At 71.6% G+C, this 25,974-nt stretch carries 34 protein-coding genes and 1 pseudogene; 11 read left to right on the plus strand and 24 right to left on the minus strand.

Annotation, left to right across the window (positions count from 1 at the left end):
• Positions 1–44: 44 nt before the first annotated feature.
• The 6 genes from ABZU69_RS24480 to ABZU69_RS24505 form a co-directional block, all read right to left on the minus strand.
• Positions 45–467 carry a protein-tyrosine phosphatase family protein gene (locus tag ABZU69_RS24480; RefSeq protein WP_354966669.1) on the minus strand — a complete coding sequence of 141 codons (423 nt, stop codon included), beginning with the start codon at positions 465–467 and terminating at the stop codon, positions 45–47.
• Between the two features lie 431 nt (positions 468–898).
• Complete coding sequence (locus ABZU69_RS24485; protein ID WP_354966670.1) at positions 899–1,456, minus strand: hypothetical protein; 558 nt, start codon at positions 1,454–1,456, stop codon at positions 899–901.
• 480 nt (positions 1,457–1,936) lie between these two features.
• On the minus strand, positions 1,937–2,068 hold the full coding sequence (locus ABZU69_RS24490) for a hypothetical protein (protein WP_354966671.1): 132 nt from the start codon (positions 2,066–2,068) through the stop codon (positions 1,937–1,939).
• A 203-nt stretch (positions 2,069–2,271) separates the two neighbouring features.
• Positions 2,272–2,916, minus strand: a complete 645-nt coding sequence (locus ABZU69_RS24495) for a response regulator transcription factor (protein ID WP_354966672.1) — start codon at positions 2,914–2,916, stop codon at positions 2,272–2,274.
• A complete protein-coding gene (locus ABZU69_RS24500) occupies positions 2,907–4,070 on the minus strand; it encodes a histidine kinase (RefSeq protein ID WP_354966673.1) in 1,164 nt (387 codons plus the stop codon). Before ABZU69_RS24500 ends, ABZU69_RS24495 begins: the two co-directional genes overlap by 10 nt.
• 30 nt (positions 4,071–4,100) lie before the next feature.
• Positions 4,101–4,892, minus strand: a complete 792-nt coding sequence (locus tag ABZU69_RS24505) for a DedA family protein (RefSeq protein ID WP_354966674.1) — start codon at positions 4,890–4,892, stop codon at positions 4,101–4,103.
• On the opposite strand from ABZU69_RS24505, the gene ABZU69_RS24510 reads away from it, so the two are divergent.
• Positions 4,891–5,766: a carbon-nitrogen hydrolase family protein gene (locus ABZU69_RS24510; protein WP_354966675.1), complete on the plus strand. Its 876-nt coding sequence runs from the start codon at positions 4,891–4,893 to the stop codon at positions 5,764–5,766. The two genes, ABZU69_RS24505 and ABZU69_RS24510, sit on opposite strands and share 2 nt — an antisense overlap.
• Here the strand turns inward: ABZU69_RS24510 and ABZU69_RS24515 are convergent.
• Positions 5,669–6,280 carry a TetR/AcrR family transcriptional regulator gene (locus tag ABZU69_RS24515; RefSeq protein ID WP_354966676.1) on the minus strand — a complete coding sequence of 204 codons (612 nt, stop codon included), beginning with the start codon at positions 6,278–6,280 and terminating at the stop codon, positions 5,669–5,671. The genes ABZU69_RS24510 and ABZU69_RS24515 overlap by 98 nt on opposite strands.
• 116 nt (positions 6,281–6,396) lie before the next feature.
• On the opposite strand from ABZU69_RS24515, the gene ABZU69_RS24520 reads away from it, so the two are divergent.
• Positions 6,397–7,263 carry an SDR family oxidoreductase gene (locus ABZU69_RS24520; RefSeq protein WP_354966677.1) on the plus strand — a complete coding sequence of 289 codons (867 nt, stop codon included), beginning with the start codon at positions 6,397–6,399 and terminating at the stop codon, positions 7,261–7,263.
• A 74-nt stretch (positions 7,264–7,337) separates the two neighbouring features.
• Entirely contained in the window at positions 7,338–7,778 is a 441-nt protein-coding gene (locus ABZU69_RS24525; protein ID WP_354966678.1) for a VOC family protein, read from the plus strand.
• A gap of 15 nt (positions 7,779–7,793) precedes the next feature.
• Here the strand turns inward: ABZU69_RS24525 and ABZU69_RS24530 are convergent, their stop codons facing one another.
• From ABZU69_RS24530 to ABZU69_RS24560, 7 genes are all read right to left on the minus strand, one after another.
• Complete coding sequence (locus tag ABZU69_RS24530; RefSeq protein WP_354966679.1) at positions 7,794–8,666, minus strand: alpha/beta hydrolase; 873 nt, start codon at positions 8,664–8,666, stop codon at positions 7,794–7,796.
• 79 nt (positions 8,667–8,745) lie between these two features.
• Positions 8,746–9,372, minus strand: coding sequence for a histidine phosphatase family protein (locus tag ABZU69_RS24535; protein WP_354966680.1), 627 nt, complete (start codon positions 9,370–9,372; stop codon positions 8,746–8,748).
• A 33-nt stretch (positions 9,373–9,405) separates the two neighbouring features.
• Positions 9,406–10,887: a protein kinase gene (locus tag ABZU69_RS24540; RefSeq protein ID WP_354966681.1), complete on the minus strand. Its 1,482-nt coding sequence runs from the start codon at positions 10,885–10,887 to the stop codon at positions 9,406–9,408.
• A gap of 131 nt (positions 10,888–11,018) precedes the next feature.
• Positions 11,019–11,222, minus strand: coding sequence for a hypothetical protein (locus ABZU69_RS24545; RefSeq protein ID WP_354966682.1), 204 nt, complete (start codon positions 11,220–11,222; stop codon positions 11,019–11,021).
• Between the two features lie 2 nt (positions 11,223–11,224).
• Complete coding sequence (locus tag ABZU69_RS24550) at positions 11,225–12,289, minus strand: LacI family DNA-binding transcriptional regulator (protein ID WP_354966683.1); 1,065 nt, start codon at positions 12,287–12,289, stop codon at positions 11,225–11,227.
• Positions 12,290–12,457: 168 nt separating this feature from the next.
• Positions 12,458–13,345: a helix-turn-helix transcriptional regulator gene (locus tag ABZU69_RS24555; RefSeq protein ID WP_354966684.1), complete on the minus strand. Its 888-nt coding sequence runs from the start codon at positions 13,343–13,345 to the stop codon at positions 12,458–12,460.
• Positions 13,346–13,486: 141 nt separating this feature from the next.
• Positions 13,487–13,726, minus strand: coding sequence for a DUF397 domain-containing protein (locus ABZU69_RS24560; protein ID WP_354966685.1), 240 nt, complete (start codon positions 13,724–13,726; stop codon positions 13,487–13,489).
• 264 nt (positions 13,727–13,990) lie between these two features.
• Between ABZU69_RS24560 and ABZU69_RS24565 the strand changes: the two genes are divergently transcribed.
• Positions 13,991–14,641: a GGDEF domain-containing protein gene (locus tag ABZU69_RS24565; protein WP_354966756.1), complete on the plus strand. Its 651-nt coding sequence runs from the start codon at positions 13,991–13,993 to the stop codon at positions 14,639–14,641.
• Between the two features lie 45 nt (positions 14,642–14,686).
• Here ABZU69_RS24565 and ABZU69_RS24570 read toward each other — a convergent pair whose 3' ends face one another.
• The 5 genes from ABZU69_RS24570 to ABZU69_RS24590 form a co-directional block, all read right to left on the minus strand.
• Positions 14,687–15,703 (minus strand): phosphotransferase, encoded by a 1,017-nt coding sequence (locus ABZU69_RS24570; RefSeq protein WP_354966686.1) that lies wholly within the window; start codon positions 15,701–15,703, stop codon positions 14,687–14,689.
• A 54-nt stretch (positions 15,704–15,757) separates the two neighbouring features.
• Complete coding sequence (locus ABZU69_RS24575; RefSeq protein ID WP_354966757.1) at positions 15,758–16,084, minus strand: SRPBCC domain-containing protein; 327 nt, start codon at positions 16,082–16,084, stop codon at positions 15,758–15,760.
• Positions 15,996–16,232, minus strand: a complete 237-nt coding sequence (locus ABZU69_RS24580) for a hypothetical protein (RefSeq protein WP_354966687.1) — start codon at positions 16,230–16,232, stop codon at positions 15,996–15,998. The genes ABZU69_RS24575 and ABZU69_RS24580 overlap by 89 nt, the downstream gene beginning before the upstream one ends.
• Entirely contained in the window at positions 16,216–16,557 is a 342-nt protein-coding gene (locus ABZU69_RS24585; RefSeq protein WP_354966688.1) for a metalloregulator ArsR/SmtB family transcription factor, read from the minus strand. The genes ABZU69_RS24580 and ABZU69_RS24585 overlap by 17 nt, the downstream gene beginning before the upstream one ends.
• 98 nt (positions 16,558–16,655) lie before the next feature.
• Positions 16,656–17,147 (minus strand): type II toxin-antitoxin system PemK/MazF family toxin, encoded by a 492-nt coding sequence (locus tag ABZU69_RS24590; protein WP_354966689.1) that lies wholly within the window; start codon positions 17,145–17,147, stop codon positions 16,656–16,658.
• Positions 17,148–17,242: 95 nt separating this feature from the next.
• Between ABZU69_RS24590 and ABZU69_RS24595 the strand changes: the two genes are divergently transcribed.
• From ABZU69_RS24595 to ABZU69_RS24605, 3 genes are all read left to right on the plus strand, one after another.
• Positions 17,243–17,680, plus strand: coding sequence for an OsmC family protein (locus tag ABZU69_RS24595; RefSeq protein ID WP_354966690.1), 438 nt, complete (start codon positions 17,243–17,245; stop codon positions 17,678–17,680).
• Positions 17,673–18,188: an NUDIX domain-containing protein gene (locus tag ABZU69_RS24600; RefSeq protein ID WP_354966691.1), complete on the plus strand. Its 516-nt coding sequence runs from the start codon at positions 17,673–17,675 to the stop codon at positions 18,186–18,188. The genes ABZU69_RS24595 and ABZU69_RS24600 overlap by 8 nt, the downstream gene beginning before the upstream one ends.
• 66 nt (positions 18,189–18,254) lie before the next feature.
• Positions 18,255–19,499, plus strand: a complete 1,245-nt coding sequence (locus ABZU69_RS24605) for a hypothetical protein (protein ID WP_354966692.1) — start codon at positions 18,255–18,257, stop codon at positions 19,497–19,499.
• 261 nt (positions 19,500–19,760) lie between these two features.
• Here ABZU69_RS24605 and ABZU69_RS24610 read toward each other — a convergent pair whose 3' ends face one another.
• Both ABZU69_RS24610 and ABZU69_RS24615 read right to left on the minus strand, forming a co-directional pair.
• The gene (locus ABZU69_RS24610; RefSeq protein ID WP_354966693.1) at positions 19,761–20,243 is read right to left on the minus strand and encodes a hypothetical protein; all 483 of its coding nucleotides are present in this window, start codon (positions 20,241–20,243) and stop codon (positions 19,761–19,763) included.
• Between the two features lie 16 nt (positions 20,244–20,259).
• Positions 20,260–20,865, minus strand: coding sequence for a YdeI/OmpD-associated family protein (locus tag ABZU69_RS24615; protein WP_354966694.1), 606 nt, complete (start codon positions 20,863–20,865; stop codon positions 20,260–20,262).
• A 43-nt stretch (positions 20,866–20,908) separates the two neighbouring features.
• On the opposite strand from ABZU69_RS24615, the gene ABZU69_RS24620 reads away from it, so the two are divergent.
• A complete protein-coding gene (locus ABZU69_RS24620) occupies positions 20,909–21,265 on the plus strand; it encodes a MarR family transcriptional regulator (RefSeq protein WP_354966695.1) in 357 nt (118 codons plus the stop codon).
• Between the two features lie 118 nt (positions 21,266–21,383).
• Here ABZU69_RS24620 and ABZU69_RS24625 read toward each other — a convergent pair whose 3' ends face one another.
• Entirely contained in the window at positions 21,384–21,962 is a 579-nt protein-coding gene (locus ABZU69_RS24625; protein WP_354966696.1) for a DinB family protein, read from the minus strand.
• 96 nt (positions 21,963–22,058) lie between these two features.
• Between ABZU69_RS24625 and ABZU69_RS24630 the strand changes: the two are divergent.
• Positions 22,059–22,139 (plus strand): annotated as a pseudogene (locus ABZU69_RS24630) (DUF4291 domain-containing protein); the annotation flags it as partial.
• A gap of 418 nt (positions 22,140–22,557) precedes the next feature.
• On the opposite strand, the gene ABZU69_RS24635 reads toward ABZU69_RS24630, so the two are convergent.
• Positions 22,558–22,929 (minus strand): VOC family protein, encoded by a 372-nt coding sequence (locus ABZU69_RS24635; protein ID WP_354966697.1) that lies wholly within the window; start codon positions 22,927–22,929, stop codon positions 22,558–22,560.
• Between the two features lie 536 nt (positions 22,930–23,465).
• Between ABZU69_RS24635 and ABZU69_RS24640 the strand changes: the two genes are divergently transcribed.
• Positions 23,466–24,257: an ArsR family transcriptional regulator gene (locus tag ABZU69_RS24640; protein WP_354966698.1), complete on the plus strand. Its 792-nt coding sequence runs from the start codon at positions 23,466–23,468 to the stop codon at positions 24,255–24,257.
• Positions 24,254–24,649 carry a VOC family protein gene (locus ABZU69_RS24645; RefSeq protein ID WP_354966699.1) on the plus strand — a complete coding sequence of 132 codons (396 nt, stop codon included), beginning with the start codon at positions 24,254–24,256 and terminating at the stop codon, positions 24,647–24,649. Before ABZU69_RS24640 ends, ABZU69_RS24645 begins: the two co-directional genes overlap by 4 nt.
• A gap of 235 nt (positions 24,650–24,884) precedes the next feature.
• Here the strand turns inward: ABZU69_RS24645 and ABZU69_RS24650 are convergent, their stop codons facing one another.
• Positions 24,885–25,841 carry a sulfotransferase gene (locus tag ABZU69_RS24650; RefSeq protein WP_354966700.1) on the minus strand — a complete coding sequence of 319 codons (957 nt, stop codon included), beginning with the start codon at positions 25,839–25,841 and terminating at the stop codon, positions 24,885–24,887.
• Positions 25,842–25,974: the final 133 nt, after the last annotated feature.

Below are 25,974 nucleotides of genomic sequence, written 5' to 3' on the forward strand. Positions count from 1 at the left end.
GTGGCCGGTGGGCGCTTGGCGGGTGGCGCTCGGGGCGGTGGTGATCAGGCGATGCGGCGCAGCCAGCGCCGCTGCCACGGGGTCTCCACCGCCTTCGGGTGGTAGCCCGCCCGTACCCACGGCACCGCCCGGTCGGCCGGGAGCCCGTCGAGGATCGCCAGCGCGGCCAACGCCGTACCGGTGCGCCCCACCCCGCCCCGACAGGCCACCTCGACGCGCTCACCGTCGTGGGCGCGTCGCAGCGTCGCCCGCAGGGCGTCGAGCGCGTCCGCCCGATCGAGCGGTATCCAGAAGTCGGGCCACCGGATCCGCCGGTGTGGCCACGCCGGTTCCGGGCCGGGGGCCAACAGCAGGGCGAAGTCGGCGGGTGAGGCGACCTCGGCGGCGATGCGCCGTCCGCGCACCGTCGCCCCGCTGGGCAGGACGAGCACACCCGACTGCTCGGACCAGGGCTGAGCGACAGTCACCTCAGCATTGTGCCGCCAACGGGGTCTGGCCATCGTCCCCGCCCGTCACCAGTGGACGGGCACAGACAGCGCACCCGCCGGTCGCCCGAGGGGACGGGGCACAGACAGCGCCGCCCCTGGCTGGTGGGCTGGGGGCGGCGTTGGTGTCGGTGTGCAGGTCGCCTCTCGGCGAGTGGCGCGACGCGGTTCCAGCCGAACGGTATTCCGCGAGGGCGATATTGGGTGAGGCCCGGGGACACTGGATCACACCGACACCGTCCACAACCAGCCGCGGCCCGACCTTGTTCCCCCACCCGGTGCCCCGCCGTGACCTGCGAATCTTGGACAGTTTCCGTTCGCGGGTGACGGGAACTGTCCAAGATCTGGTCGTGGGTATGCCGCTGGCCGGCACCCCGGGTGGGGGTGCCGGCCAGCGGTCAGTGCGCGGTGGGTCAGCTGTTCCAGTGCTGGGCGACCAGGTCGGTGGCCTGCTGCTCCCACTGGGCGTAGGCGTCGGGGTAGGCCGAGACCTGCACGGTCTGCGCGGCGTCGGTCAGGGCCATGTCCTGCCACCCGTCGACCTGCTTCAAACCCTTGAGGAACGCGGTGGTGGAGTACTCGGGGTTGGTGATCTGCTCCGGGGTGCCCCAACCCGAGGTCGGGCGCTGCTGGAACAGACCCAGCGAGTCATGGTCATTGGCGTCGCCGAGGTGACCCAGGTTCTCCAGCTTCGACTCCTGCAGACTCGTGGCAATCGAGATGACCGCGGCCCGCTCAGGCAGACCAGCCTTCTTCGTCGCGGCGATGATCGCCTTCACATTCGCGGTCTGCTCGTCGTTGAGGTCGATGTGCGACTGCGCGCCCTGCGCCTTGGCCGTCTGCACCGCGACCGCGACCGGCTTGCCCTCGGCGGGGGTGGCGGCGTGCGCGGCGATCGGACCGGCGAAGACGCCACCGGCGAACGCGAGACCAGCAACAGACAGCATGCTCTTACGAATGATCGTGTTCATGAGGGGTCAGCTCCTTCAGGGGGTAGACACCCACACGCCCGAGGGGGACGGCGCAAGGGTGCGAGCACCTCGTCCGGCGCTTTCAACACGGGGGGGGAAGTCTTGGAGTTCGGCGGCCGACGGGCGGGCGGCTCGTGGCGCCGGGTCTGTGTGTAACGACCGCCGGGCCGGGGGCATTCCGGGGGTGGCCCATCCATCGGCACCCCGGTGAGCGGGGGCTCCGTTCCAGCGGCCCCCGGGTGAGGGGGTGCTGGTGCGGTCGCGGGGTCTGCAACGACCGGCTACCTGCGGGCATTCCAACCCGGGCCCGGCCGCCATCCCAACCCTGCGGGGCGGGGTGCCGGACCGGTGGTGCTGCGATCGTCAGGGTGTGTAACGACCCCCGGCCCGCCACGATTCCACCCCACGAGTGCACCCGGTCACAGGCCGGAGTCACCCGATACCGGACATTCGACGCGGAGATTGCCGGCTGTCGCGGGCTCAGCTCGACCGGCTGGGGTTGATCGACTCGGTATCACCGATATCGGGCCATCCGGCCGCCCGGGACACCGCGACATCCCCGAAATCGCCGACGTCCTCGAAATCCCCGACATCGCCGACATCGCCGACCACCGCGAACGGGGATGAAGCGAACCCGGGGCGAGGTGGTCAACGAGCGATATACCTGTGAGGCATATTTATGCCTCACAGGTATACCGCTCACAACACCGACCGCCGAAGGAGATGGCCGGACCGCGCCCACCGCAGGGACCGAAACGGACCGGCGACCAGCGACCAGCGACTCTCGCGAGCGCAGGATCAAAGCGCTTGGCGCGTCAGGTGCCCAGGTAGCGCAGCACGGCGAGGATCCGGCGGCTGTAGCCGGTGACGTGCGCGAGGTCGAGCTTGTCGAAGATGGCGTTGACGTGCTTCTCCACCGCACTCTGCGACACGTGCAGCCGCTGGGCGATGGCGGCGTTCGTGTGCCCCTGGGAGATCTCGTGCAGCACGTCCCGTTCGCGCGGGGTCAGCCGACCGAACGGGTCCGGCCGGTCGGAGCCGGCGACCACCTGACGGACCACTTCCGGATCGAGCGCGGTGCCGCCGGCGGCCACCCGGTCCAGTGCGTCGAGGAAGTCGTCGACCTGGGCCACCCGGTCCTTGAGTAGGTAGCCGACCCCTTCGGGACGGTCCGCGAGCAGCCGGCCGGCGTACCGTCGCTCCACGTACTGGGAGAGCACCAGGACCCCCGTGGTGGGCCAGCGCCGGCGGATCTCCAGGGCGGCGCGCAGCCCGTCGTCGGTGTGCGTGGGCGGCATCCGGACGTCGGTGACGACCACGTCGGGACGGGAACGCCCGACCGCCTCCACCAGTTCGTCGGCGGTGCCGACCGCCGCGAGCACCTCGTGGTCCTCCTCGGCGAGCAACCGTGCCAGGCCCTCCCGGAGCAGCGTCGAGTCTTCGGCGAGGACTAGCCGCACGGCAGCTCCGCCAACACGGTGGTCGGGCCGCCGGCCGGGCTGGTCACCCGGAGGTGGCCGTCCAGTGCGGCGACCCGTCGGGCCAGCCCCGACAGGCCTCGCCCGGTGGGGTCCGCGCCACCGACGCCGTCGTCGTGCACGCGCATGCGGACCCACCCCTCCCGTACCCCGATTTCTACGGTGAGCAGGGTAGCGGCGGCGTGTTTGGCGGCGTTGGTGAGTGCTTCGCAGGCTACGAAGTACAGCACCGTCTCGATCTGCCGCTCGGGGCGGACCGGCAGCTCGCAGCGGATCCGCACCGGCACCTCGGAGCGGTGGGCGACCATGGCGAGCACCTCACCGAGGTCGCTGCTGTCCAGCGCGGACGGATAGACCCGCCACGCCACCTCGCGCAGCTCCTCCACGGCCCGCTGCACATCCTCGTGTGCCTGGGCGAGCAGGGCGGTTGTGCGGTCGGCGTCACGGGCGCGCCGGGCCCGGCCGAGCAGCATGCCGAGGGCGACCAGCCGCTGCTGGAGGCCGTCGTGCAGGTCGCGTTCGATGCGCTGCCGTTCGGCGTCGACCGCGGCGATGACCCCGGCCCGGCTGGTGGTCAGCTCGCGGACCCGCTCCGTCAGCTCCGCCCGACTCCCCGGGCCGAGCAGCCGCCGGGCCAGCCGGACGTCGAGCGCGGCGACGCTGACGAGGGCCTGGACGTTGAGCAACAGCAGCACCGCCCCGACGGCGACCTGGGCCAGCGCGTCGAGGAGGGTCAGCTCGCCGCGTACCGCCGCGCGCAGCACGATCCCGGCCAGCACCACGCCGACGCCCAGCAGGGCGTACGCCAACAGGCCGAGCGCGCCGGGCAGCAGCCGGGCCGCCAGGTAGCCGACCTGCCGCCGGGTCGACGCGGCGTTCGGCGCGGGCAGCTCAGCCGCGGCGAGCAGCCGGGTCAACCGGCGGCGTTCCACGCGCACGAGCTGTACGGCGTACCGTCTCGTCAGGTCAGCGACCCGCCGGGCGGTCGGCGGCGCGAGCGCGGACCCGGCGAGCGCGACCGCCGCGACGGCCAGGAAGACCAGCTCGACGGCGGCGGTCGCGGTCCCGGCGGCGACGCCGACCGGTAGCCGGAGTCCGTCCCACCGCCGGCCGGTCCGACGCTCCCCCACCACCATCTGACGTCCCTCCGCCCCGAGCCCGCCGGCCTAGCGCTCGTCCGAGGCCCATGAGCCGCCACGGTAGAGGGTGCCGCGACCGGCCGGATCGGGGACGCCGCGCTGGTCGAGGCCATCGACGCCATCGAGGCCGGCCGGCTCGGGGTTGCGCGCGGCGCGGCGGGCCCGCAACACGCGGGACCCGACGAACCAGGCGACGGCCGCCACGCAGGCCACGATCACCACGTTCTGGAGCACCCCGACGTACCCCTCGACGAGGTGCCAGTTGTCGCCGAGCAGGTAACCGGCGAGCACGAACGTGGTGTTCCAGATCAGGCTGCCCAGCGTGGTGTAGAGCAGGAAGGTGCTGACCGGCATCCGCTCCACCCCCGCCGGGATGGAGATCAGGCTTCGGAAGATCGGAATCATCCGGCCGAAGAAGACCGCCTTCACGCCGTGCCGAAGGAACCACGCCTCGGTCCGGTCCACGTCGCTGAGCTTCACCAGCGGCAGCCGGGCCACGATGGCACGCATCCGGTCCCGGCCGAGCGACGCGCCGATCAGGTAGAGCGCCAGCGCGCCCAGCACCGAACCCAGCGTGGTCCAGAAGATCGCACCGATCAGGCTGATCCGGCCCTGCGCGGCGACGAACCCGGCCAGCGGCAGGATCACCTCGCTGGGGATCGGCGGGAACAGGTTCTCCAGTGCCACCGCCAGGCCGGCGCCCGGCCCACCGAGTCGTTCCACCAGGTCACTGACGTAGCCGACCATTCCATCCTGAGGCGGTTCGGCCGCGGCGGTGGGGGTTCCGGTGACGAGCAAGGCGTGGGACGTTCGAATCATGCCCCCACGCTACGAAGTGATCCTGAGAGTCGACCATGAGGTGGACCGCCCGGCCGCGCGGGTCGACCACAGCGGCGAGACCGCGGAAAACCGCACCCCGCTGCGGCTCGCGGTGGCGCAGCCGCCGTGCGTACCCCAGGACGTCGCGGCGAACGCGCGGGCGCACGCCGCCGCGGTCCGCGCGGCGCGCGCCCGGGTCGTGCTCTTTCCGGAGCTGTCGCTAACGGGGTACGAGTTGGACGCCCCGGTCGTGCCGGTCGACGACCCCCGGTTGGGGCCACTGGTCGAGGCGTGCGCCGAGACGGGCGCGGTGGCCCTGGCCGGCGCGCCGGTCGCCGGTGACCACATCGCGATGCTGGCCGTGACCGGCGCCGGCGCGACCGTGGCGTACCGGAAGGTGTGGCTGGGCGACGCGGAGGCCCGCCGGTTCCTGCCGGGCGACGCGCCGGCCGTGCTCGATGTGGACGGGTGGCGGTTGGGCCTGGCGATCTGCAAGGACACCGGCGTCGTCGCGCACGCGGCCCGGACCGCGGCGCTCGGGATCGACGTCTACGCGGCGGCCGTGCTGGAGTCGGCGAGCGACGCCGCCGTGCCCGGCCGGCGTGCCCACCGCATCGCCATCGCGCACCGGGTCTGGGTGGCGGTGGCGAGCTTCGCCGGCTCGACCGGCGGCGGCTACACCGAGGCGGCCGGCGGTTCCGCCGTCTGGACGCCGGAGGGCGAGGTGTACGCCCAGGCGGGTACGGAGCCGGGAGAGCTGGTCTCCACCACCATCGCTACGGCTCGCGCGGTCGGAGACCACGCAGTGCCGTGTCGACCACCTGGTCGGCGTACTCGGGATTCAGCGGACCGGAGCGCTGGAGCCACCGATTGAGGACCGGGCCGAACAGCATGTCAACGGCCACGTCGAGGTCGATGTCCCCGGCCAACTGCCCCGCGCGTTGTGCGGCCCGCAGACGGTCCTTCTTCAGCTCCCGCATCGGCTCGTCCAACCGCTTCGCGTAGTCGGCGGCCAGGGCGGGATCGTGGACGATCTCGGTGTGCAGCGCGCGCATGGGCTGGTCGTAGCGCGGATCATTCAGCTCGACGACGGTGGCCCGCAGGACCAGCTTCAGGTCGGCTGCCAGGTCGCCAGTGTCCGGCAGGGCGCCGGTCTGGCCGTCCTCCCCTTCGGTGGTGAGGGCGAGGAAGGCGTCGAACAGCAGCGCGCCCTTCGATGGCCACCAGCGGTAGATCGTCTGTTTCCCGACGCCGGCGGCGGCGGCGATGCCCTCGATGCTGAGCTTGGCGTATCCCACCTCGCCAACGAGGTCGAAGGCGGCGGCGAGGATGGCTCGCCGCGCGGTCTGGCTGCGGCGGCTCGAGTCGGGGGCAACCTGCTTGGGCACGTGGCCAATCTAGCAAAGAAGAGACGAGACGGTCCGTCTTGACAGGGGGGCCCAAGCAGGTAGGGTCAGGCAGCAACGAGACGGGACGGTTCGTCTCGTATGGCGGAAGGAACCTCATGGAAACCTCAGGCACTGCCGCATCCCGGGTCTGGTTCATCACGGGGGCGAGCCGTGGCCTCGGCCGCGCCTTCACCGCGGCCGCGCTCGCCGCCGGTGACCGGGTTGTCGGCGCCGCCCGCGATGTCTCGCCGCTCGACGACCTCGCCGCCCGCCACCCCGACCGCCTGCTGACGCTTCGTCTGGATGTCACGGACCGCTCGGCGGTCTTCGACGTTGTCGGCCAGGCGGTCCAGCACTTCGGCCGGCTCGACATCGTCGTGAACAACGCCGGGGCGCTCTTCGCCGGCATGGTCGAGGAGTTCACCGAAGCCGAGGCGCGGGCTCAACTGGACCTCAACTTCTTCGGCGCGCTCTGGGTGAGCCAGGCCGCCCTGCGGACGATGGGGGCCCAGGGCCGCGGACACATCGTGCAGATCTCCAGCATCGGTGCGCTCGGCGGTTTCCCCAGTACCGGCCTCTACAGCGCGAGCAAGTTCGCGCTGGAGGGCATGAGCGAGGCCCTCGCCGCCGAGGCCGCCGGGTTCGGCGTCAAGGTCACCATCGTCCAGCCGGGCGGCTACTGGACGGACCTCTACACCAGCAGCACGGCGACCACCCCGAACCCCGCCTACGACTCGCTGCGCGCCGAGCTGGAGAAGCAGTGGGCGGACGGGTCGATCGACAGCGAACCACGGCTGGCCGCCGAGGCGCTGATGACGCTGGTCGCCAGCGACGACCCGCCGCTACGGCTACTGCTGGGCAGCATGGTGTACGACCTCGCCTTCGACATCTCCCAGCGACGCATGGAAACCTGGGCCGCCTGGGAAGAGGTGAGCCGTGGAGCGGAGAAGGCCGTCCCGGCCCCGGGCGCCGAGCTGACCTGACCGCTGCCCGACGAACAGCGGGACGGATCGCTTTGGTCAGGGGCATGTCGTACGGCTCGGGCAGAATCGGCCGCATGGGCCCACTCCCCGCTCGACTGTCCGTCGTGACCCTGGCCGCGCGCGACATCCGCGTGCTGCGCTTGTTCTACCGATCGTTGGGCTGGCCCGAGCTGCCGTCCAGTGACGACAGCTGGTCCGCCTTCCTCCTGGGTGGCGTCCTGTTCGCGCTCTATCCGCTGCCGGACCTGGCGGCCGAGGCGGCGCCCGGCCTGGCCGATCCGGCCGGCGGCTGGTCCGGCGTCACCCTGGCCTGCAACGTCGACAGCCGCGCGGACGTCGACACTGCCTTCGCCGCGGCCGTCGCGGCCGGCGCGACGGTGGTGGCTGCGCCGACCGACCGGTCCTGGGGTGGGCGCTCGGCCTACATCGCCGACCCCGAGGGCAACCGCTGGGAGATCGCCTGGGCGGGCACGGCCCGCTTCGACGAGCGCGGCGCCCTCATCTCCTTCGGCTGAGTCCTGTCCCGACGGTCAGCTGGCGTCCAGCACCTCGCGTAGCCTCGCCGCGAACTCCTCGGGCTTGCCCGCGTAACCGAACTCGCCACCGAGGAAGCCACCGTGGTGGCTCGGGAACACCACGGCCTCCTGGCCGAGCAGGGCCGCGGTGCCCAGGGCCGTACGGGCGGTGTACGTCCCCGCCGACTCCTCACCGACGGCGATCACGATCCGGGTCGGTGCGGCGGTGAGCAGGTCCGCGTCGGGGCGGTAGTCGGTGACCGCCCACGAGTTCTTCGACAGCAGCGGGTCGTCGCGGGTGCCGTCGTCGTCGGTCGACATGCCGAACATCGCCGGGTCAGGGGCGGGCTGGGCGAAGTAGGCGTCCGTGAACTCACCCTGCCAGGACGTCATCGCGATGAACGCGGCCATGCCCGCGCCGGTGCCCTTCGCGTGGTACGCGTCGTAGAAGGCCGCCCGGGCGCGCTCGGCGGCCGTGGCGTCGGGGAGCACCGCGTTGATCGGCGGCTCGTGCGCCACCAGCGTGACGACGTCGCCGGGGTGGGTCGCGACCAGTTCGAGTGCGGTCACCGCACCGCCGCTGCTGGCGAGCACGTCGACCGGGCCGGCGTCGAGCGCATCGATCAGCAGGTGCAGGTCGGCTGCCTGCTGCTGCGGCGTGTGGTCGGACCGGCCGTCCTTGCGGGTGCTGCGGCCCAGGCCGCGCGGGTCGTAGGTGACGACCGTCCGGTCGGTGAAGTGTGCGGCGAGCGCGTTGAAGCCCTCCGCCGTCATCGGCTGGCCGATCATGAGCAGCGCGGGGCGCCCGCCGGACGGGGGTAGCGGGCCGCGGACGTCGTAGACCAGGTCGACGCCGGGTACGGCGAGGGTGTGTGTCTGCGTTGTCATGCCGGTGAGACTACGGCCGCCGGCACCGGATCGGGGCGCTCTGTGTGCGGGTCGCAGCCGGTTCTAAGCCGCCGGCGCGTCAGCCGGTGTCGCCGAAGCGACGGAGCGTCCAGCGGGCCGGCGGCCAGCGGGCGGCGTCGTCCCCGGTGGTCCATTCGGTGATCGAGGCCGGGGCAACGTCCAGGTCGAACGCCCGATGGAGCGGCTGGGCGGCGAGCGCGTGGAACGCGCTTTCGACGGTCTCGGTGCGCCCGACCAGGATCACCGTCGTGCCCCGGTGCCGGTGTGCGATTTCCATGATCGCGCGGCTGACTCGGGCCACCATCTCGGCCCAGCTCTCGTTGCCCGTCTGGAAGGGCCGGAACAGGCCCCCACCCTCCGCCGCGTGGTCGGCGTGGAAGCGGATCGTCGGCATCCCGTCGGCGTACGGCGGCGTGTGCCAGGTGCACAGCCCGCAGTCCGCGGTCGGGCGGACGCCGAACGCGTCGGCGATCGGCTGCGCGGTCTCGACGGCACGGCGCAGCACCGACGAGTACACCGCCGCCGGTCGGTCGGCGGCGCAGTCGCTGGCGAGCCGCCTGGCCAGTGTGCGTGCCTGGTCCCGGCCGAGCTCGGTCAGACCCCGGCAACCGTGCGGGCCGCCCACGATCCCCATGACCTGGTGGACCGACTCGCCATGACGTACGAAGATGAGCCGCGTCCGCATCAGACCATCATGCCAGCGGCGCTGATAGATGCGTCAGTCGTCGGAGCGGCCGGCGGAGAGAACCCAGGCTTGGGTGAGCAGGGCGTCGAGTTGGGCTCCCGTCCGCGCCGGCAGCCGTTCCCGGTCCACCAGCTCGGCGATCCGTTCCCGTAGGTCGGCGACGTGCCTGGCGCGGTCCTTGGACCGCCGGTTCAGGTCGGCCAGGTCGTCGCGCAGGTCCTCGGCGGACTTCCGGTCGATGTCACCACGGGCCTGCGCCTGGGCGAGCACCGCCGCGAACTCGGCGCTGACCTCCCGCATGCTGATCGGCATCTGCTGGCCGACGGTCGAGGGCACCGCGCTGGTGGCGGACGGCGACGGCGAGGACGGTGTCGTCGGCGTCGGCGTCGAGTCGCCGGGTGCGGTCGTCGGTGCGGTGCTCGCCGGTGGGTTGACGCCCTGCGCCGAGCCGGGCGAGTCGGGCGAGCCGAGGCCCTGGGCAAGCAGCGCGCCGACGCCGATCAGCGCGGCGAGGCCAGCCGCGGTCAGCACGGCGAGGGGCCGCCGTGACCCGCGCTGGCGCGGCGCGGCACCGGTCGGCGCGGGTTGGGGGCGGGCCCCCGAGCGATCGATCAGGGTGGGCGGGTGGGCCGAGTGGGCAGCCGGCAGGATGCGCAGCAGCTCGGTGGGCGGCTCGACCGGCTGGCCGGCGCCGAACCGGGTGGCCAGTTGCGCGGCGGTGGGTCGGCGGGCCGGGTCGGCAGCCAGGCAGGCGACGGTCAGCTCGGCGATGTCGGCCGGCAGGCCGGGCACCCGCAACGGCGGCACCGGGGTGCCCCGCCGGTGCACCTCCAGCGCGTCCTCCCAGCTCTGGACGGGCAGCGGCGCCTGACCGGTGAGGGTGCGGTAGAGCAGCGCGCCGAGGGCGTACACGTCGCTGGCCGGGTCGGGTGGGCCGGCGGTCAGCCGCTCCGGGGCGAAGTAGGCCGGTGTGCCCATCAGCGGCTCGCCCGCCTGGCCGCCGAGCGTGTGCTGCGGGCCACCGAGCGCGGCGATGCCGAAGTCGAGCACCTTGGCGCCGGTGTCGGTGAGCATGACGTTGCCCGGCTTGACGTCGCGGTGCACCACGCCGATCCGGTGCGCAGCGGCCAGCGCGGCGGCGATCTGCCCGGCCACCCGCACTGCCTCCGGCCAGGGCAGTGGCCCGGTCCGCAGCCGGTCGGCCAGGTTGTGCCCCTCGACCAGCTCCATCACCAGATACGGCACCACGGCGCCGCCGGCCAGGGTCGCCTCGGCGTAGTCGTACACCTGGGTCACGTGCGGGTGGGTGAGCCGGGCGGCCGCGCGGGCCTCGCGCTGGATGGTGGCCCGCAGTTGCGGGTCGGCTGCGAGCTGCCCGGCGAGCACCTTGACGGCGACCGGCCTGCCGAGGACCTCGTCGTCGGCCCGCCAGACCTCGGACATGCCACCGAGGCCGATCCGCTCGTGCAGTACGTAGCGGTCGTGGAGACGGAGAGTGGGCGTGAACGGCGACATGGCCTCACCAGTCTGCCTGGCCGCGTCCCCCTCGACCACCCGCCGCGCCCGGTACCGGCCCACTCCTCACCTACGTACCGAAATGGGCCGGTGCGCGGGTGACGGCGGACCGGCCCGGGCCGGCGGGTCGGCTAGGAGCAGGGGGTTGCGGTGGGCAGCGGTCGCGGCTGGATCCGGTCGGCGAGCCGGCGCAGGACGACGGCGGTGGCCCGCCGGGACGGCGCGAGCAACGGCGGCCGGACTCGCTCGACCTGGACCGGAGCATCCGGGCGGGCCGAGTTGACGTGTCGGTTCATCGCGTCGAGGGCGGTGATGTAGCCGGTCGAGTGTTCCATGGTCAACTCCTCGGGACAGGTCCGGTTGAGGCCCGGACGACGAGTGCGGTGGGCAGCAGCACGTGGCCGGCCGCGGTGTCCGCGGGCGGGTCGAGCAGTAGTTCGGCGGCGATCCGGCCCTTCTCCTCGGCCGGCTGCCGGACGGTGGTGAGGCCGGCAGCGGCGGCCTCGGGGATGTCATCGAAGCCGGTCACCGACACCGGCGAGCGCTCGCCGGCCGGCCGCTGGGCCAGGGCGTCCAGCACGCCGAGGGCGAGCACGTCGGAGCCGGCCAGCACGGCGGTCGGCGGTGTCGGCCGGTCGAACAGCCCGGCGACGGCCTCGGCCCCGGCCTGGCGGCTGTTGCCCGGGGCGTTGATCAGGATCAGCTCGGCCCAGTCGACGCCGACCTCGGCGAACGCGTCGGCGAACCCGGCGAGCCGACCGCGGGTGGTCGGGTGCGCGACCTCGTTCACCCCGGACAGGGTGAGCGGGCCTGCCGGCGCGTCGGACAGCACGCCGTCGGCGAGCAGGGCCACCCGACGGTGGCCGAGGCCGGCCACGTGCGCGGCAACGCTGCGGGCCGCGGCCCGCTCGTCGATGCCGACGAACCGCTCGTCGGGGCTGGCGTCGTCGCGAGCGGCCGTGCTGACGAACGGCAACCCGCGGGCCCGGATCACATCCAGGGCCCACTCCTCGTCGGCGACGCAGTAGACGCAGAAGCCGTCGACCGCGGCGTTCTCCACCGCGCGACGGGCGTCGAGCTCCGCCCGGGCCAGTGGCACCAGCAGCATGCTGGTGCCGTGTCGCTCGGCGGCCTCGCCCACCCCGGCGAGAAAGCGGACGGCGAACGGGTCGGTGAAGGCGTACGACAGTTGCGAGGTGAACAGCACCCCGATCGAGCCGACGAACCCGCGGCGCAGGGAGCGGGCGGTGGGGTTGGGGCCCGGGTAGCCGAGCTGCCGTGCGGCGTTCAGGATCCGCTCGCGCAGCGCCGCGGAGAGCTGGTCGGGGCGGCTGTAGGCGTTGGACACCGTGCTGCGGGAGACGCCGACGGCGTCCGCCACGGCTTGCAGGGTTGGCTTCACCGGCACCCCTCTGTATCGATCCAGTCTGTATCGATACAGAGACTAGCCGGACGAGTCGGCGGCGGTCAATACCAAGTGTCGGATCGGACCCGTCCGGTGGCGGGGAGGAACCAGAAGAAGCGCACCGACCGGGGCCGGAACGCCCTCAGGCGCTGCCCCGACCGGCGGTCAGGCTGGGTAGAGGTCCTCCAGCAGGCGGCCGAGGATCTCCGGGGTGCGCTCCGGCGGCTCGGCCTCGACGCAGAGCCGCTCCATGGCCACCGCGTAATAATCCAGGTCGTCGCGCTTGTCCAGGTAGATGGCGCTGGTGAGCTGTTCGATGTAGACGATGTCGGGCAGCTCCTGGTCGCCGAAGCGGAGGATGGTGAACGCACCGCCGGCGGCCGCGTGACCACCGGCGGCGAACGGGATGACCTGGAGGCGGACATTCGGCGACTTGGTCGCCTCGATGAGCGCGGTGAGCTGACCGCGCATCACGTCGGCACCGCCGATCGGTCGGCGCAGCGCCGCCTCGTCCACCACCGCCCAGAGCTGCGGCGGGCGCTCCCTGTGGAGCAACTGCTGGCGCTGCATCCGCAGGGCGACCCGCCGGTCCAGCTCGGCCGGACCGGCCGCGCTGTGCCCGAGCAGCACGACGGCTCGGGCGTACTCACGGGTCTGCAGCAGGCCGGGCACGAACTGCACCTCGTAGGTGCGGATCAGCGCCGCCGCCGCCTCCAGGCCCAGGTAGGACTGGAACCAGGTGGGCAGGACGTCGCCGTAGCGGTGCCACCAACCGGGGCTGTTGGCGTCCCGAGCGAGCTTGAGCAGCGCGTCGCGCTCCTGCTCGTCACTGACGCCGTAGAGCGTGAGCAGGTCCGCCACGTCGCGTTCCTTGAAGCCGACCCGGCCCAGCTCCATCCGACTGATCTTGGATTCGGAGGCCCGGATCTCCCAGCCGGCGCCTTCCCGCGTCACGCCGCTGGACTCCCGCAGCCGGCGCAGTTGGGCACCGAGCAGCATGCGCAGCACGGTCGGCCCGGTTGTCGGGCCGCCCTCGGCGGGAACCTTCGTCACGTGCGGACCTCCGGACACCGACCAGCGTGGTCGGGCGCCCCGGCCCGGCCGACGTGTAAGCATGCCATGGACCGACAGTGAGGTGAACTCCTCCGGACCGGTAGATCAGTCCCGTCCCCGGGATTGTCCACCGAGGGTCGCTCAGTTGATCAGATGGTCGAAGTCGCCGTCACGCGCGCCGAGCACGAAGGCGGCGATCTCATCCACCGTGTAGATCAGCGCCGGCCCCTCCGGATGTCGGGAGTTGCGGAGCGCGATGCCGGCTCCGCCGGGCAGCTCAGCGAGCTCCACGCAGTTGCCGCTGGGGTTGCTGCGGCGACTTTTCTTCCAGCTCAGCGGTGGCAACTGATGGATCGGAACGCCGTTCGGTGGCTGCTGCATGAGGGCGTCTTTCTGCTCACGAGCCCGCCGGTGGCCGTGGGAGGAGCGGTGACGGCGAGGGGTGCGGTATCGACATCGGACGGTGCTGCACGTGCATCTGCTATTGCATCTGCACCGGACGGCGAGCATGATAACGCACAAGATCGGTGCGTATTCGCGCACGTTGAGTTATCTGCATGGGCATCGATGAGGGAAAACCGGGCCCGACGCGGCGCGCGTCGTGCCGGCCGACGGCTGGAGGCGATCGCGGCGATGGGAGGGTTCGTGCCGGATCCGATGAGTGTCGCCTCCGGCATCTGCGCTGCTGGCGCACTGCTCTCCTCGTGGCAACTACGGCGGCGGGCGCTGCGCGCCGAGGCCGAGATCGGGCACCTCCAGGCCGAACTCGCCGCCGAGCGGCACGCCGCCAGCCACGACCCGCTCACCGGGCTACCCAACCGGCGTGCCTTCTACCGCCTCGCGGCCGCCCTGCTCACCGACGCGGCCGGGCAGCCGTTGATCGCCATCGTGCTCGACCTGGACGACTTCAAGCAGATCAACGACCGGTACGGGCACGCGGCCGGCGACCAGGTGCTGATCAGCGTGGCCGAGCGGCTGGCCGGTTTCGCCGGGGACAACCTCGTCGCCCGCCTCGGCGGGGACGAGTTCGCCGGGCTGCTGGCCAGCCCGACCATCGACCGGCGCTGGATCGAGCACGCCACCCGGCGGCTCGCCGAGACCGTCGCCGCCCCGATCCGCCTGAGCGGGGTCAGCGTTCAGGTGACCGCCTCCGTCGGGCTCGCCCCGGTGACCGGCCCGGCCCAGCTCACCGACGCGCTCAGCCGCGCCGACGCGGCCATGTACCAGGCGAAGAGCCTGGGCGGCAACCGGTCGCCCCGCCAGCTCGTGGACAGCGTCCGCCTCGCCGAGTGCTGACCGCTCCGGCGTCCGCGGCCACGTCCGTCCGGGCGGGTGCCGCGCTCAACTCGGCCGGCCGAGGTCACGCAGCGCCGCGTCGGCGAGGGTGACCAGACCGACCGGCGACACCAGTCCGCGCACGATCCGGGCCGCCATCGCGCGGTCGGCCGCGTCCGCATCCGGATCCAACGCCTGGCGGGTCCAGTCGGTGAGGTCGTCGAGCGCACGGACCGCGAGGAACCAGGCCAGGCCGACCGGGTCGATGTCACCCCTTCCGTAGCCGGCGAGGACGGCCGCGCGTTGGTCGGCGGTGACCGGCGCGAAGGCGAGCACCCCGTCGGTGACGAACATCAGGTCGCACTCGGGCGGGGCGAGCACCGCGTCGTCCCAGTCGATTAGCCAGACCTGGCCATCCGGCCCGAGCAGCAGGTTGCCGAGGTGCGGGTCGCCGTGGCAGACCACCACCGGCCGGTCGGGCCGGCCGGCGGCGAGGCGCTCGACCACACCGACCAGTCTGGACACCCGGTCGGCCACCGCCGCCCAGACGGCCGCCAACTCAGCGACCGGCGGATCGGCCGGGCAGGCCGGGCCAGGTTCGCGCAACCGCTCGACCGTCGCGCGGGTCGCGGCCACGATCCCCGGGTACGCCGCGCCGCCGGGCGGCAGCAGCCGCATCAGCTCGTCGGTCACCGGCACCGCGTGCACCGCGGCCAGCAGTTCGCCGTACCCGCGCCAGTGCGCGTCGGTCATCGGACCGTCGAGCGCCCGTTGGTCGGAGACCCACGGCACCACCGAGAGGCGGTGGCCGCCGTGGTCGCCGTACAGACGCTCGTCGCGGGTGCGCAGTGGCTCGGGGATGCCCGGCACTTTCTGGCCGGCCAGGTGCGCCGTCACGACCAGGCCGGCCGGAGTGCCGCCGCCGCTCAGCTTGACCGCGTACCGGGTGCCGTCGGCGGCGTGCGCCAGCCACAGCCGGGCGCGCTGGTCGGCGCCGTGGGTCACCTCGTCAATGCGGGTCAGGTCGAGGCCGAAGTCCGTACGGACCCACCGGGCCACCCGCCGCGTCGCGTCCTCGATCACCGGCACACCATGCCACCTGCCGGGCGGCCCGGCCCACCCGAAAACCGGCCCGGGTCAGCGCAGGGTGGCGAGGTACCGGTCCAGTGCGGCGTACGACTCAGCGGCGCCCTGAGCCATGCCGGACTCGGCCATGCCGTCGCGCTGCTCGGTGGTGTCGAACCGGGTGGTGCCGGTGGCGGTGGTGCGTCCGTCGGTCTCGGTGAAGACCAGCGTCTCCACCGCCACCTGACCGGGCATGCCCTCGTACTCGAAGGTCTGCACGATCCGTTCCGGCACGACGATCTCCCGGAAATCACCGCGGAAGCCGTAGGCGTTGCCGTCCGTGGCGTGTTCGACGAAGCGGTAGCTGCCGCCCTCCCGGAAGTCGATCTCGACGTCCAGCGGGTTGCCCCGCCCCCCACCAGTGCTTCAGGTGCTCGGCCTGGGTGTGCGCGGCGTAGACCAGCTCGCGCGGGGCGTCGAAGGAACGGGTGAGGGTGATCTCCCGGTCGGACGGCATGTCGATGGCGAGGTCACGGGGCTTGGTCACGGCTGGCCTCCTTCAGGTCGCGCAGGTAGTCGTCCAATGTGTCGTAGCGGTCGTCCCAGAGCCGGCGGTACTGCTCGACCCATTCGGCCAGCGTGCGCAGCGGGGCCGGGTCGAGCCGGCAGCGACGCCACTGCGCCTCGCGGGTCCGCACGATCAATCCGGCGCGCTCCAGCACGTTGAGGTGCTTCGAGATCGCCTGAACGCTGATCGGAAACGGCTCGGCCAACTCGTTGACCGTCGCCTCGCCGGTCGCCAGCCGGGCCAGGATGGCCCGACGGGTCGGATCGGCGAGGGCGGCGAACACGGCGCTGGTGGGATCTGTCATCAGGTGTCGCTCTCAACCATTTGGCTTGTAAACCGCTAGGTTGAATATACAGCCCAGCGTAGCTGCGTCAACACCCTTCGACGGAAACTCGCGTGCGGTCAGCGCCAGCCGTAGCCCGCGCGCAGTGCCTGCCCGACCCGGTCGAACCGGGGCCGGTCCAGCACGGCGCCCTCGCGGCGGATGCTGTCCTCGCGCATGGTGAGCACCCGGTCCAACCGGACCCAGCTCGGCCGGTTGTCCCGGTCCCAGTCACCGGGCCCGAGGGCGAACCAGTGCCGCTGGCCGTCCCGCTCGCTCTGGCTGGACAACATCAACCCGAACAGCGTCCGGCTGTGCCGTCCGACGACCAGCACCGGACGGTCCTTGCCCTGGCGGGGGTCGTCCTCGTACGGCACCCACGTCCAGACGATCTCCCCGGGGTCGGCCTGGCCGTCCCGCTCCGGGGCGTAGGTCAGCTCGCGCCGCTGCAACGCGCTCACCTGACGACGGCGAGCCACCTGCGCCGGGGCCGGCCCGGGACGTCGCGGTGAGGGGATCACCGCGCCCACCCGAGAGATGCGCGCCGCCACGTTCCTCAACAGACCAGCCACGGCGGGCAGCCTACCGGTCCCCGCGCCGGCCGCCGGAGCGGGCGGCGCTGCGGCAGACTGGTGCCCGGCAGCGGGACGACGCGGAGGTGTTGCCAGTGACCATTGAGGTGCGTACCAGCACTCTCCCCGGGACCGCGACGGCGCTCGGGTCCGCCGGGGCGTACACCCTGGTGGTGGATCGTCCGGCGGACGCCGGCGGCGGCGGGCTCGGGTTCAACGGGGGTCAACTGCTCTACCTCGCGGTCGCCGGCTGCGTCTCGAACGACCTGTTCCGCGAGGCGCGGGCGGCCGGCCTCGACCTGCACCGGGTCGAGGTGACGGTGCGCGGCGACTTCACCGGCGAGCCGGCGGTGTCCGGCGAGGTCCGGTACGACGTCCGGGTCGAGGGCGACGCCCCGCCGGAGGTGCTCCGCGCTCTGGTTGAGCGGGTGGACGCGATCGCCGAGATCCCCAACTCCCTGCGCGGTGGCACCCCGGTACGCCTGGGTCGCACCGAGGTCGCCGGCGCCGGAGTGCGGGGAACCGGTGATTGAGCTGCCGCGCGACCTGCCGATCCTCGAACGGCGTGCCGTGCGGGTGGTGGTCCTCGACGACACCGACCGGGTGTTGCTGTTCCACACCCGCGACCCGGACCACCCCCGGCTGGGCACCTGGTGGGAGCTGCCCGGCGGCGGCATGGACCCCGGGGAGACGTACCGCGACACAGCGGTGCGGGAGCTGCGCGAGGAGACCGGCATCGCGGTCACCGCCGAGCAGGTGGGCGCGCCCGCCTGGCGTCGGCGGGCGAGCTTCCGGCACCGGCAGTTGCGCCACGTCCAGGACGAGGTGGTCGTCACGGTACGGCTGGATGGCCCGGGTCCGGACGTGGACGAGACAGAGCGCCTCGATTACGAGCTGGAGGACTACTTCGGCTTCCGCTGGTGGCCGCTGCCCGAGGTGGTGGCCAGCTCCGCGCGCTTCTACCCGGGACAGCTCCCCCGCCTGATCACGCCCTTCCTGGCCGGCGAGGAGATCGACGAGCCGTTCGAGCTGTTCTCGTGACCGAGGTGCAGCAGGTGGCCGACTCGGCCCCATGCCCCGGCGCGGCGGTTGGGGCAGAGTGGAGGCATGACGAGCGACCTGCACGGCCCGCTGTCCCGGTACGCCGACAACCTGCACGCGGAGATCGGCACCGAGCACCACGTCGCCTCACCGCTCGGCGCCTGGCTCCTGCTCGCGCTCTGTGCCACGACCACGACCAACCCCGGCCCGGCGAACCGTCCAGCGGCCGACGGGCTGGCGGAAGCCCTGGGCACCGACCTGACCAGCGCGGCCGAGGTCGCCCGCGCGCTGCTGGACGCGCCGCATCCGCTGGTCGCGTCCGCCACCGCGCTCTGGCACCGGCCGGGTCAGGGCGGCGGTGGGTCGGCCGACTGGCGGGCGGCACTGCCCGCGACGACCGAGGTCGGCCCGCTGCCCGACCAGGCCGGGTTGGACGCCTGGGCGCGTGAGCACACCCTCGGCCTGATCGAGAGGTTCCCGCTGCGGGTCGGGCCGGACGTGGTGCTGGCCCTGGCCAGCGCGCTGGCCACCCGGATCTCCTGGGCGGATCCGTTCGAGGTCGCCGACGCCGGCGCGCTCGGCCCGGGCAGTGCCTGGGCGGGCCGGCTGCGCCGGGTGCTGCGCAGCCCGCGCCGCGGTCACCGGGGCGCCATTCTCTCGACCGGGCGGGCCGGTGACGTGATCGTGCACGCCGCGCCCGCTCAGGTGGCCGACGGCGCGGGGCTGGTGGTCCTCTCGGTGGCCGCGGCGCCGCACGTGCCGCCGGCCGATGTGCTGGCCGCCGCGTACCAGCTCAGCGCCGGTGCCGCCGACGGCGCCGAGCCGGCCGGCCGTCGCTCGCTGTTCGAGCTGCCACTCGGCGACGCTCCGCTGTGGACGCTGCGTGAGGAACGGGTACGGACCCGGGCCCGCGACGGCCGCGAGGAGCGGCACCTGGCGGTGCTCCCCTGCTGGTCGGCCCGGAGCGAACACGACCTGAGCGCGCCGGCACTCGGCTTCCCGGCCGCGTCGGCGGCACTGGCGACGGCGCTGGCCCTGCCGGTGCAGGACTTCGAGGCCCGGCAGGCGGCGATGGCCCGGTTCGGCCGGTACGGTTTCGAGGCGGCGGCGGTCACCGGCATGTTCGAGCTGACCAGCATGCCGCCGGAGGGCGTCGCCCGCACCGCCGAGCTGCGGTTCGGCCACCCGTACGCGGTGGTCGCGGTCGCCACCGACAGGCGGGCCGACGGCGCGACAGGGCCGTGGCACGGAGTGCCGGTCTTCTCCGGGTGGGTCGCCGAGCCGGAGGAACTGCCGGAGGCCGATGTCTGAGCCAGGGCGTTCCCTGCGCCCGTAAGGCCGGGCGCTTCCGGGTGCGCCAATAGAGCCGCAGGCCGTACGGGCGATGATCGAGACCCTTGGGCCGCTGGTGGCCCTCGATTTGGTCCGTCCTCGCCGGCACCCTCGACTGGACCTGCCGGGAGGTACTCGCGGCCGTCGAAGCCCGCGGCGGGCCACTCGCCGGGGCACTGCGGGCCACCGGGCCAGACACGCAGGCCTGAGGCGTCATTCTTCGCGACGGCGAGCGAGAAGTCAGGCCTGCCGCCAAACTCGGAACGTCTGTTGAAGCCGCCACGTGCCATCGGGCTGCTGTGCCTCGTTCCGCCAGCGGAACTCGTCGGTTTCGATGTGGGAGAAGGTCCAGCGCAGATCGTCGCCGTCGAGCACGATCTCCTCGCCGATGCGAGATGCCAGGAAGGTGTGTGTCCGACGCCGGCCCGGTCCCACCCACGTCGAGCGCCAGACACCCGCACCGGCTGCTGGATCGGGAAATCGCACGCTGACGCCATGTTCGACGCCGGGCAGGATCCAGACATCGGTGGTTGCCCACCCGCCCAACGCATACCCGAAGTGCCACTCGCCTCGACGATCAGCCCAGGACCCGTCGGGGTTGTACTCGGTACAGTCCAGCGCCCACGATCCGGCGAACTGTCCAAACAGGCTGAGGTCGGCGCCATCTGCAGGCCCGTCCGCGAGGAAGGCCGCAGCGACGGCAACGGATGGTTTGGTCACCATGCCAGAACGATAGTGGTTACGGCGAGTTCGGAGGCTTGGCCTTCTGTGGGTAGATCGTCTCGTGACGGGCCAGCATGGCAACGAAGTCGCCGATCTTTCGCTCGCGGGTCTGCGCCCGTTTGACGGCGTTGAGTCGGTAGATGAGAGCGAACCGGTTGGTTTTGGTGAGTACGTCGAACATGGCGTGGGCGGCGGGGTCGGCGGCGATGGCGGCGAGTAGGTCGGCCGGCACTTCGGCTTCCGACGGTGGGGCGTAGGCGGCCGCCCATCGTCCGTCCGCTTTCGCGGCTTCTATCGCTGCGTGGCCCGGGGGCAGCATTCGTCCCTGCGCTTCCAGCCGGGTCACGTGGGCGACGTTGCGTTGTGACCAGGAGCTGCGGGGCCTGCGAGGGGTGAACCGGATCCAGGAGGTTTCCTGGTCCCGTTTACGGGCCTGCCCGTCGATCCAGCCGAAACACAGGGCCTCGTCGACCGCCTGCTGCCAGGTCAGGGTCGTGACTGTGCCGCCCTTCTTGGTCAGGGCGAGCCAGACGCCGGGCGACGTGGTGTGGTTGGCCGACATCCACACGCGCAGCGCGTCGGCGTCCGCGACGATCAACTCGTCCAGCTCCGCGTTCGCCATGACTGCAGACTAACCCGACTCGTCGGGCTGCCGGCTGGGGCGGATGCGCACGAACGCCGCACGCTTCCGCTACCTTGACGCGCTCAGCAGTCCCCGTGCGGGTTTGTCGATATCTCAGATCGCCGACATGATCGGAGTGGACCGGCCGCGCGCTAGCCGGCTGACAACGGAGCTGCTCGATGAGGGGTACATCCAGCGGGAGTCTGCTCCGGACGACTCGCGGTACGCCCTGATCCGGCTCACCGCCCGAGGCCGGAAGCTTGTCGCCGAAATGAACGAGAGTCGGCGACAAAGCGTCGCCGAGGCGCTCGCCGGCTTCACCGCCGAGGAGTCACACAGCCTCGCTGTTCTCCTGAGGCGATTCGTCGACGCCTGGCCGCGGAATCCGCCGCCCGCATAGTCTGCTGGAATGCCTGCCGAGTCGAGGACGACGGCCAGGGCTCGGCGGCGGCTCGTCCAACGCCCGGCTCTGCGGTGCTCACGTGATTGCGGTCGCTGACAGCGCGAGGCTCGCGTCCTCAGGCGAACTCGCGGGCGGTGGATTCCAGCCTCTCGCGGTAGGCGGCCCACCATGCCTCGTCGCCCTCGACCACGTTGTCGCCGGGCCGCCGCCAGCCGACTTGGCCGTCGACCAGTTCCCGCACGATGTCGGCGTGCCCGGCGTGCCGGTTCAGCTCGGCGAGTACGTGCACGAGGATGAGGTGCAGCGTCACCGGCGTCTGGCCCCACCACCGTACCGAGCCGGGCGCGTCGATCGGGAGCGCCTCGATCGTCGCGTCTGCGTGTGCCCAGACTCGGTGCCACAGGCCGATGACGTCGTCGCGGGACTCGTCGGCTGTGGCCCACATGTCCACGTTCGGCTCGGCGTCCTCGTTCAGACCCGCGACGAGCTCGGGAAAGGGTCGGTCGAACGCCTCGCCGAAATACCCGGCGGTCACCGAGGCCACGTGCTTGACCAGCCCGAGCAGGTTCGTACCGGTCGGCACGAGCGGGCGCCGTACGTCGTACTCCGATAGCCCGTCGAGCTTCCCGAGCAGCGCCTCGCGTGCCTCCCGTAGGTACCGATGGAGATTCGCCTTGGCGTCGAGGTCTGTCATGCCGCCCAGGATCTCACCGCCGGAATGCCCCGTGTGCCCGCCCAGAGCGGCAGATCCGGATGCAGCCGCAGGTCTCTTTCGGACTGGGCGCTGGCATTTGAGTGGGCCATGGTGCACGCCTGCCTGAGCCATTACGACCGAGACCTGCACGGCGACAAGGCGACCTGGTCGTGGCAAGACGCGAACTTCTTGGCGTACGGGCTGGCGCGCACTGGCCGCGACGCCGACGCCGCGCAGGTCTTCGCGTCGATCGGCCGGTACATGACCAGCGTTCCGTGGTCCTGGTGGGGCCGCGTGCGCGATACAGCCTTCATCCGAGCCCGCCGCCGCGCCCGCCACGCTGCCTGACCGCCGGCGACACCGTCCTGGCTACCCTCAATTCACCCCGCTGCTCCGTCAGTCCTATCAGCGGGCAGCACAACGACGACATCCAACAGAGTCGACGGCGTGGCAGCCGCCGGATCGAGCAGCAGCAGGCTCATCGACTACCTGAACGACGAGCGGCCGGCTGACTTATCAGTCTCGCAGGTGCGGCCCCCGACGCCCGCTCAGCGGCTACAAATCAATGCGCTACCAGGACTGTTATGACCGCCGATCAGCCGTTGGGGCGTGACTCGATCGCCTGCAGCGACCACCTGTTGCCGTCAGGATCGTCGAAGTAGACGAAGCTGCCCCATGGCTGCACCTCGACCTCGCTGGCCTCGACGCCGGCGTCTAGCAGTTGCCGACGCGCTGCCTCGGCGTCGGCGACCACAACCTGGATTTCCTGTGTGCCGGGAATCTTGTCGGTGATGCCCTCGCCGATCACGATGGAGCAGGCTGAGCCAGGTGGTGTCAGCTGGACGAACCGCAGGCCCTCGTGCACCCTGTGATCCTGGTCGGCGTTGAAGCCCACCTTCTGGTAGAACGCCTTGGCCCGGTCGACGTCGATCACCGGAACCGGGATGAGTTCAATCTTCCAGTCCATTGGCCCACCGTAGGACGTGGGTACGACCTTCGGACTCACCGCACCATCTGCGGCAGAACGGGATGCCACCAGCGGGTGGCCACCGCACATGCAAGGTGAGTCGTGTCGCATAAGCAATGAGATCGAGCGATCGGTGGGTGACCAAAGTTGCTCCCGTACTTCTCGGACGCCCACCTGGCGGGGAGTCGCGGCGCATGTGGCGCCGGCCGGTGGCGACGTCACGATTCCAGATCTGACCCCTGCCGTCACTGGCAGGCCTTGCCACCATCGGGGCGTCGCAGACGCGGTGGCCACCGTGCTGGCGTGCCTCAAGACCGAAACGCATGTCGTGCTCGTCGGGCACAGCGGCGCCGGCCCGCTACTGCCTCGCATCGCTCGTGCCATCTCTCACCCGGCGTTGGCGCTGATCTACGTGGACTCACTCGCTGCCCTATCCGGGTAGGAGATGGCTTTCGGAGGCCATCCCACCTCCTCCATCCACGTCACCTCATCAGAGTTGCTTGATGCATCACACCCGTTTGATGTAACGTACAGTCGTGACGCTGTCGAGTCAGGGTGCCCCGGCGTTTGTACGCCTGGCCGCCCATCCGCTGCGCTGGCGGCTGCTGACCGAGCTCGCAGCCAGCGATTATCGGGTCCGAGAGTTGGTGACGCTGGTGGGCGAGCCGCAGAACCTGGTCTCGTACCACCTGCGGCTGCTGCGCGACGGCGGGCTGGTCACGGCCGCCCGAAGCAGCTTCGACGGCCGCGACAGCTACTACCACCTGGATCTGGACCGCTGCGCGAACGCACTCGCCGACACCGGGGCGGCCCTGCACCCGGCGCTGACCCGGGAGCACGTCGCGCCAGGTGTGTCCCCAGCTGATCTGAAACGCTCGCCCGGCGTCGGCGTGCTGTTCCTGTGCACGGGCAACAGCGCCCGCTCACCGATCGCCGAGGCCATGCTCCGCCACTCCACTGACGGCCAGGTCGAGCCGATGAGTGCCGGTAGCCGGCCCAAGCCGCACCTGGACGTCAACGCCGTTCGGGTGCTCCGCGAGGAGTTCGACATCGACATCACCGGCCAGAGCCCCCGGCACTGGGACACCCTGTCCGGTCGACGGTTCGACTACGTCATCAGCCTATGCGACAAAGCCCGTGAGGCGTGCCCCGACTTCCCGGGTCAGCCTCGGCGAATGCACTGGAGCATTCCCGATCCCGCCGCCACCGGCGGCACCGATCGGGCTGGCTACCTCGCCTTCCGGCGCATCGCGGCTGACATCGAGACCCGCGTCAGGCACCTGCTGCCCGTCCTCAGCGCATGCGATCCTGAAGGAGACCAGCTGTGACAGCGTCCGATCAGTACGCCAGCGTCCGCTACATCGTCGACGACGTTCAGGCGGCCGTCGACTTCTACACCACCCATCTCGGCTTTGCCCTGAACACCAGTGCCGGGCCAGCCTTCGCGGACGTGGTACGCGGCCCGCTGCGGCTGCTGGTGTCCGGCCCAGCCAGTTCAGGCGCCCGCGCCACCCCCGACGACGCCACCACCGCCGGACGCAACCGCATCCACCTCACGGTTGACGACCTGGATGCCGAGATCGACCGACTCCGCAGCGCCGGGTTGTCGTTCCGTAGCGACGTCATCGCCGGCCCCGGCGGACGCCAGATCCTGCTCACCGACCCCTCGGGCAATCTCGTCGAACTCTTCCAGCCCGCCCACCGACCAGCCGCCCCCTGACGGGAGCTCACCCACGGGCGCCATCGCCCGGCAGCAGAGACCGTCGGCGATCAGCCAAGGACAAGACATCATCACCGCGGTGAAGCGCTCAATCCTCGAGTAGCAGGACGTGTGCCCACCCGACTGGCTGCCGCCCACGCTATCGGCGGCAGAAGCGTGCACCCGCCCATGAGCGCGGGCCAAAAAACGGTCGAGTGGCGCGACGCGGCGTCGCCAAAGTGGACAGCCAGAGCCGTCACTCATATCCCATGGCCGGGATGACCTCGCCGAGCGCTTCTTGGATGAACTCGCGGGTTTCGTCGTCGAATTGGTCGTTGCGGTTTGTCAGCTTGTGCGACTGAAACGTTGAAGGGGTGGCGAAGTCGTCGACGTCGAGCCGTTCGAACAGGGCGCAGCGCTGCCCGGGCCAGTCGGCTGCGAGATCTTCTGCTTTCACCTCGATGTATCGCCTGCCCGTCAGGTCGACCGTGTTCTTCCAGGTGAGCCATCGGTGGTAGACCGGCTTGAGGTAGGCGAGCGCGCCGTCGACGGTGGGCGGTGCCCATGGCTGGGCCAGGTGGGATGCGAGCACTGAGACCGGGTGACGCTTGATGTGCACGATGGTCGCTTCGGGGACCAGTTCCCAGAGGAACTCCATGCACAGCAGGTTGAACGGTGTCTTCTCGCACCAGGTCGGCTTGCCCGCGTCGGCGGCTGCTCCGCCGAACACGGTGTCGATCAGGCCCCGCAAGATTCCGAGCAGTTCGCCCCGGTCGCTGAAATACCTGGGAAGTACCCGCCGGCGGCTCAGCGGCTCGAACGGCCCGGCAGGCCGGTCAGCGTTCCCGAAGCCTTCCGCGGGCGCAGGTTCGTCGTATGTGTACGCGATCAACTGCGGCCAGAGCTGTTGCACCGCGTCCCGGTAGCGCCGCTCGCCGACCAGTTCGGGAACGGTTTTACCGCGATCGTCGCGCCGGCCGGGCACTCGTACGGTGAGGAAATCGCTCAGCCGGTGCAGGGCGTCTTCACCGACGGTGGGGTCGTATCGATCGGTGAGCGCGTCGGCCAGGTCCCGCAGGCCACCCGGGTCGATGAGGAACCGGGTCTCCATGGGAATCCGATGGATCAGCGGATGTTCGCCGATGATGTCGGCGATCCGTGACGTTCCCGAACGACCCGTACCCCCAACGAGAATCGGTGCGGGGAAAGGCATGGCGAGCAGTCAAACTCTCAGCCCGGCGCCTGCGCAAGCCATATATACCCTTCACACGCTGCTACGGACCGGACCCGCACCCGCCGCGCCGAGTGCGTGCCGGACGGCCGCCTCCAACAAGCGAGCAACGAAT

This window comes from Micromonospora sp. NPDC005206 (genome assembly GCF_040608175.1).
GTDB lineage: Bacteria > Actinomycetota > Actinomycetes > Mycobacteriales > Micromonosporaceae > Micromonospora.

Excerpts from the sequence above, each read along its gene's own strand:
- ABZU69_RS24585 (WP_354966688.1), bottom strand. The coding sequence starts at position 16,557 with ATGACAGATCCCACCAGCGCCGTGTTCGCCGCCCTCGCCGATCCGACC.
- ABZU69_RS24625 (WP_354966696.1), bottom strand. The coding sequence starts at position 21,962 with ATGACAGACCTCGACGCCAAGGCGAATCTCCATCGGTACCTACGGGAG.
- ABZU69_RS24540 (WP_354966681.1), bottom strand. The coding sequence starts at position 10,887 with ATGTCGCCGTTCACGCCCACTCTCCGTCTCCACGACCGCTACGTACTG.
- ABZU69_RS24650 (WP_354966700.1), bottom strand. The coding sequence starts at position 25,841 with ATGCCTTTCCCCGCACCGATTCTCGTTGGGGGTACGGGTCGTTCGGGA.
- ABZU69_RS24635 (WP_354966697.1), bottom strand. The coding sequence starts at position 22,929 with ATGGACTGGAAGATTGAACTCATCCCGGTTCCGGTGATCGACGTCGAC.
- ABZU69_RS24615 (WP_354966694.1), bottom strand. The coding sequence starts at position 20,865 with ATGGCGAACGCGGAGCTGGACGAGTTGATCGTCGCGGACGCCGACGCG.
- ABZU69_RS24535 (WP_354966680.1), bottom strand. The coding sequence starts at position 9,372 with ATGCGGACGCGGCTCATCTTCGTACGTCATGGCGAGTCGGTCCACCAG.
- ABZU69_RS24500 (WP_354966673.1), bottom strand. The coding sequence starts at position 4,070 with ATGGTGGTGGGGGAGCGTCGGACCGGCCGGCGGTGGGACGGACTCCGG.
- ABZU69_RS24520 (WP_354966677.1), top strand. The coding sequence starts at position 6,397 with ATGGAAACCTCAGGCACTGCCGCATCCCGGGTCTGGTTCATCACGGGG.
- ABZU69_RS24545 (WP_354966682.1), bottom strand. The coding sequence starts at position 11,222 with ATGGAACACTCGACCGGCTACATCACCGCCCTCGACGCGATGAACCGA.
- ABZU69_RS24560 (WP_354966685.1), bottom strand. The coding sequence starts at position 13,726 with ATGCAGCAGCCACCGAACGGCGTTCCGATCCATCAGTTGCCACCGCTG.
- ABZU69_RS24510 (WP_354966675.1), top strand. The coding sequence starts at position 4,891 with ATGCCCCCACGCTACGAAGTGATCCTGAGAGTCGACCATGAGGTGGAC.
- ABZU69_RS24610 (WP_354966693.1), bottom strand. The coding sequence starts at position 20,243 with ATGGTGACCAAACCATCCGTTGCCGTCGCTGCGGCCTTCCTCGCGGAC.
- ABZU69_RS24620 (WP_354966695.1), top strand. The coding sequence starts at position 20,909 with ATGCGCACGAACGCCGCACGCTTCCGCTACCTTGACGCGCTCAGCAGT.
- ABZU69_RS24505 (WP_354966674.1), bottom strand. The coding sequence starts at position 4,892 with ATGATTCGAACGTCCCACGCCTTGCTCGTCACCGGAACCCCCACCGCC.
- ABZU69_RS24525 (WP_354966678.1), top strand. The coding sequence starts at position 7,338 with ATGGGCCCACTCCCCGCTCGACTGTCCGTCGTGACCCTGGCCGCGCGC.
- ABZU69_RS24605 (WP_354966692.1), top strand. The coding sequence starts at position 18,255 with ATGACGAGCGACCTGCACGGCCCGCTGTCCCGGTACGCCGACAACCTG.
- ABZU69_RS24530 (WP_354966679.1), bottom strand. The coding sequence starts at position 8,666 with ATGACAACGCAGACACACACCCTCGCCGTACCCGGCGTCGACCTGGTC.
- ABZU69_RS24485 (WP_354966670.1), bottom strand. The coding sequence starts at position 1,456 with ATGAACACGATCATTCGTAAGAGCATGCTGTCTGTTGCTGGTCTCGCG.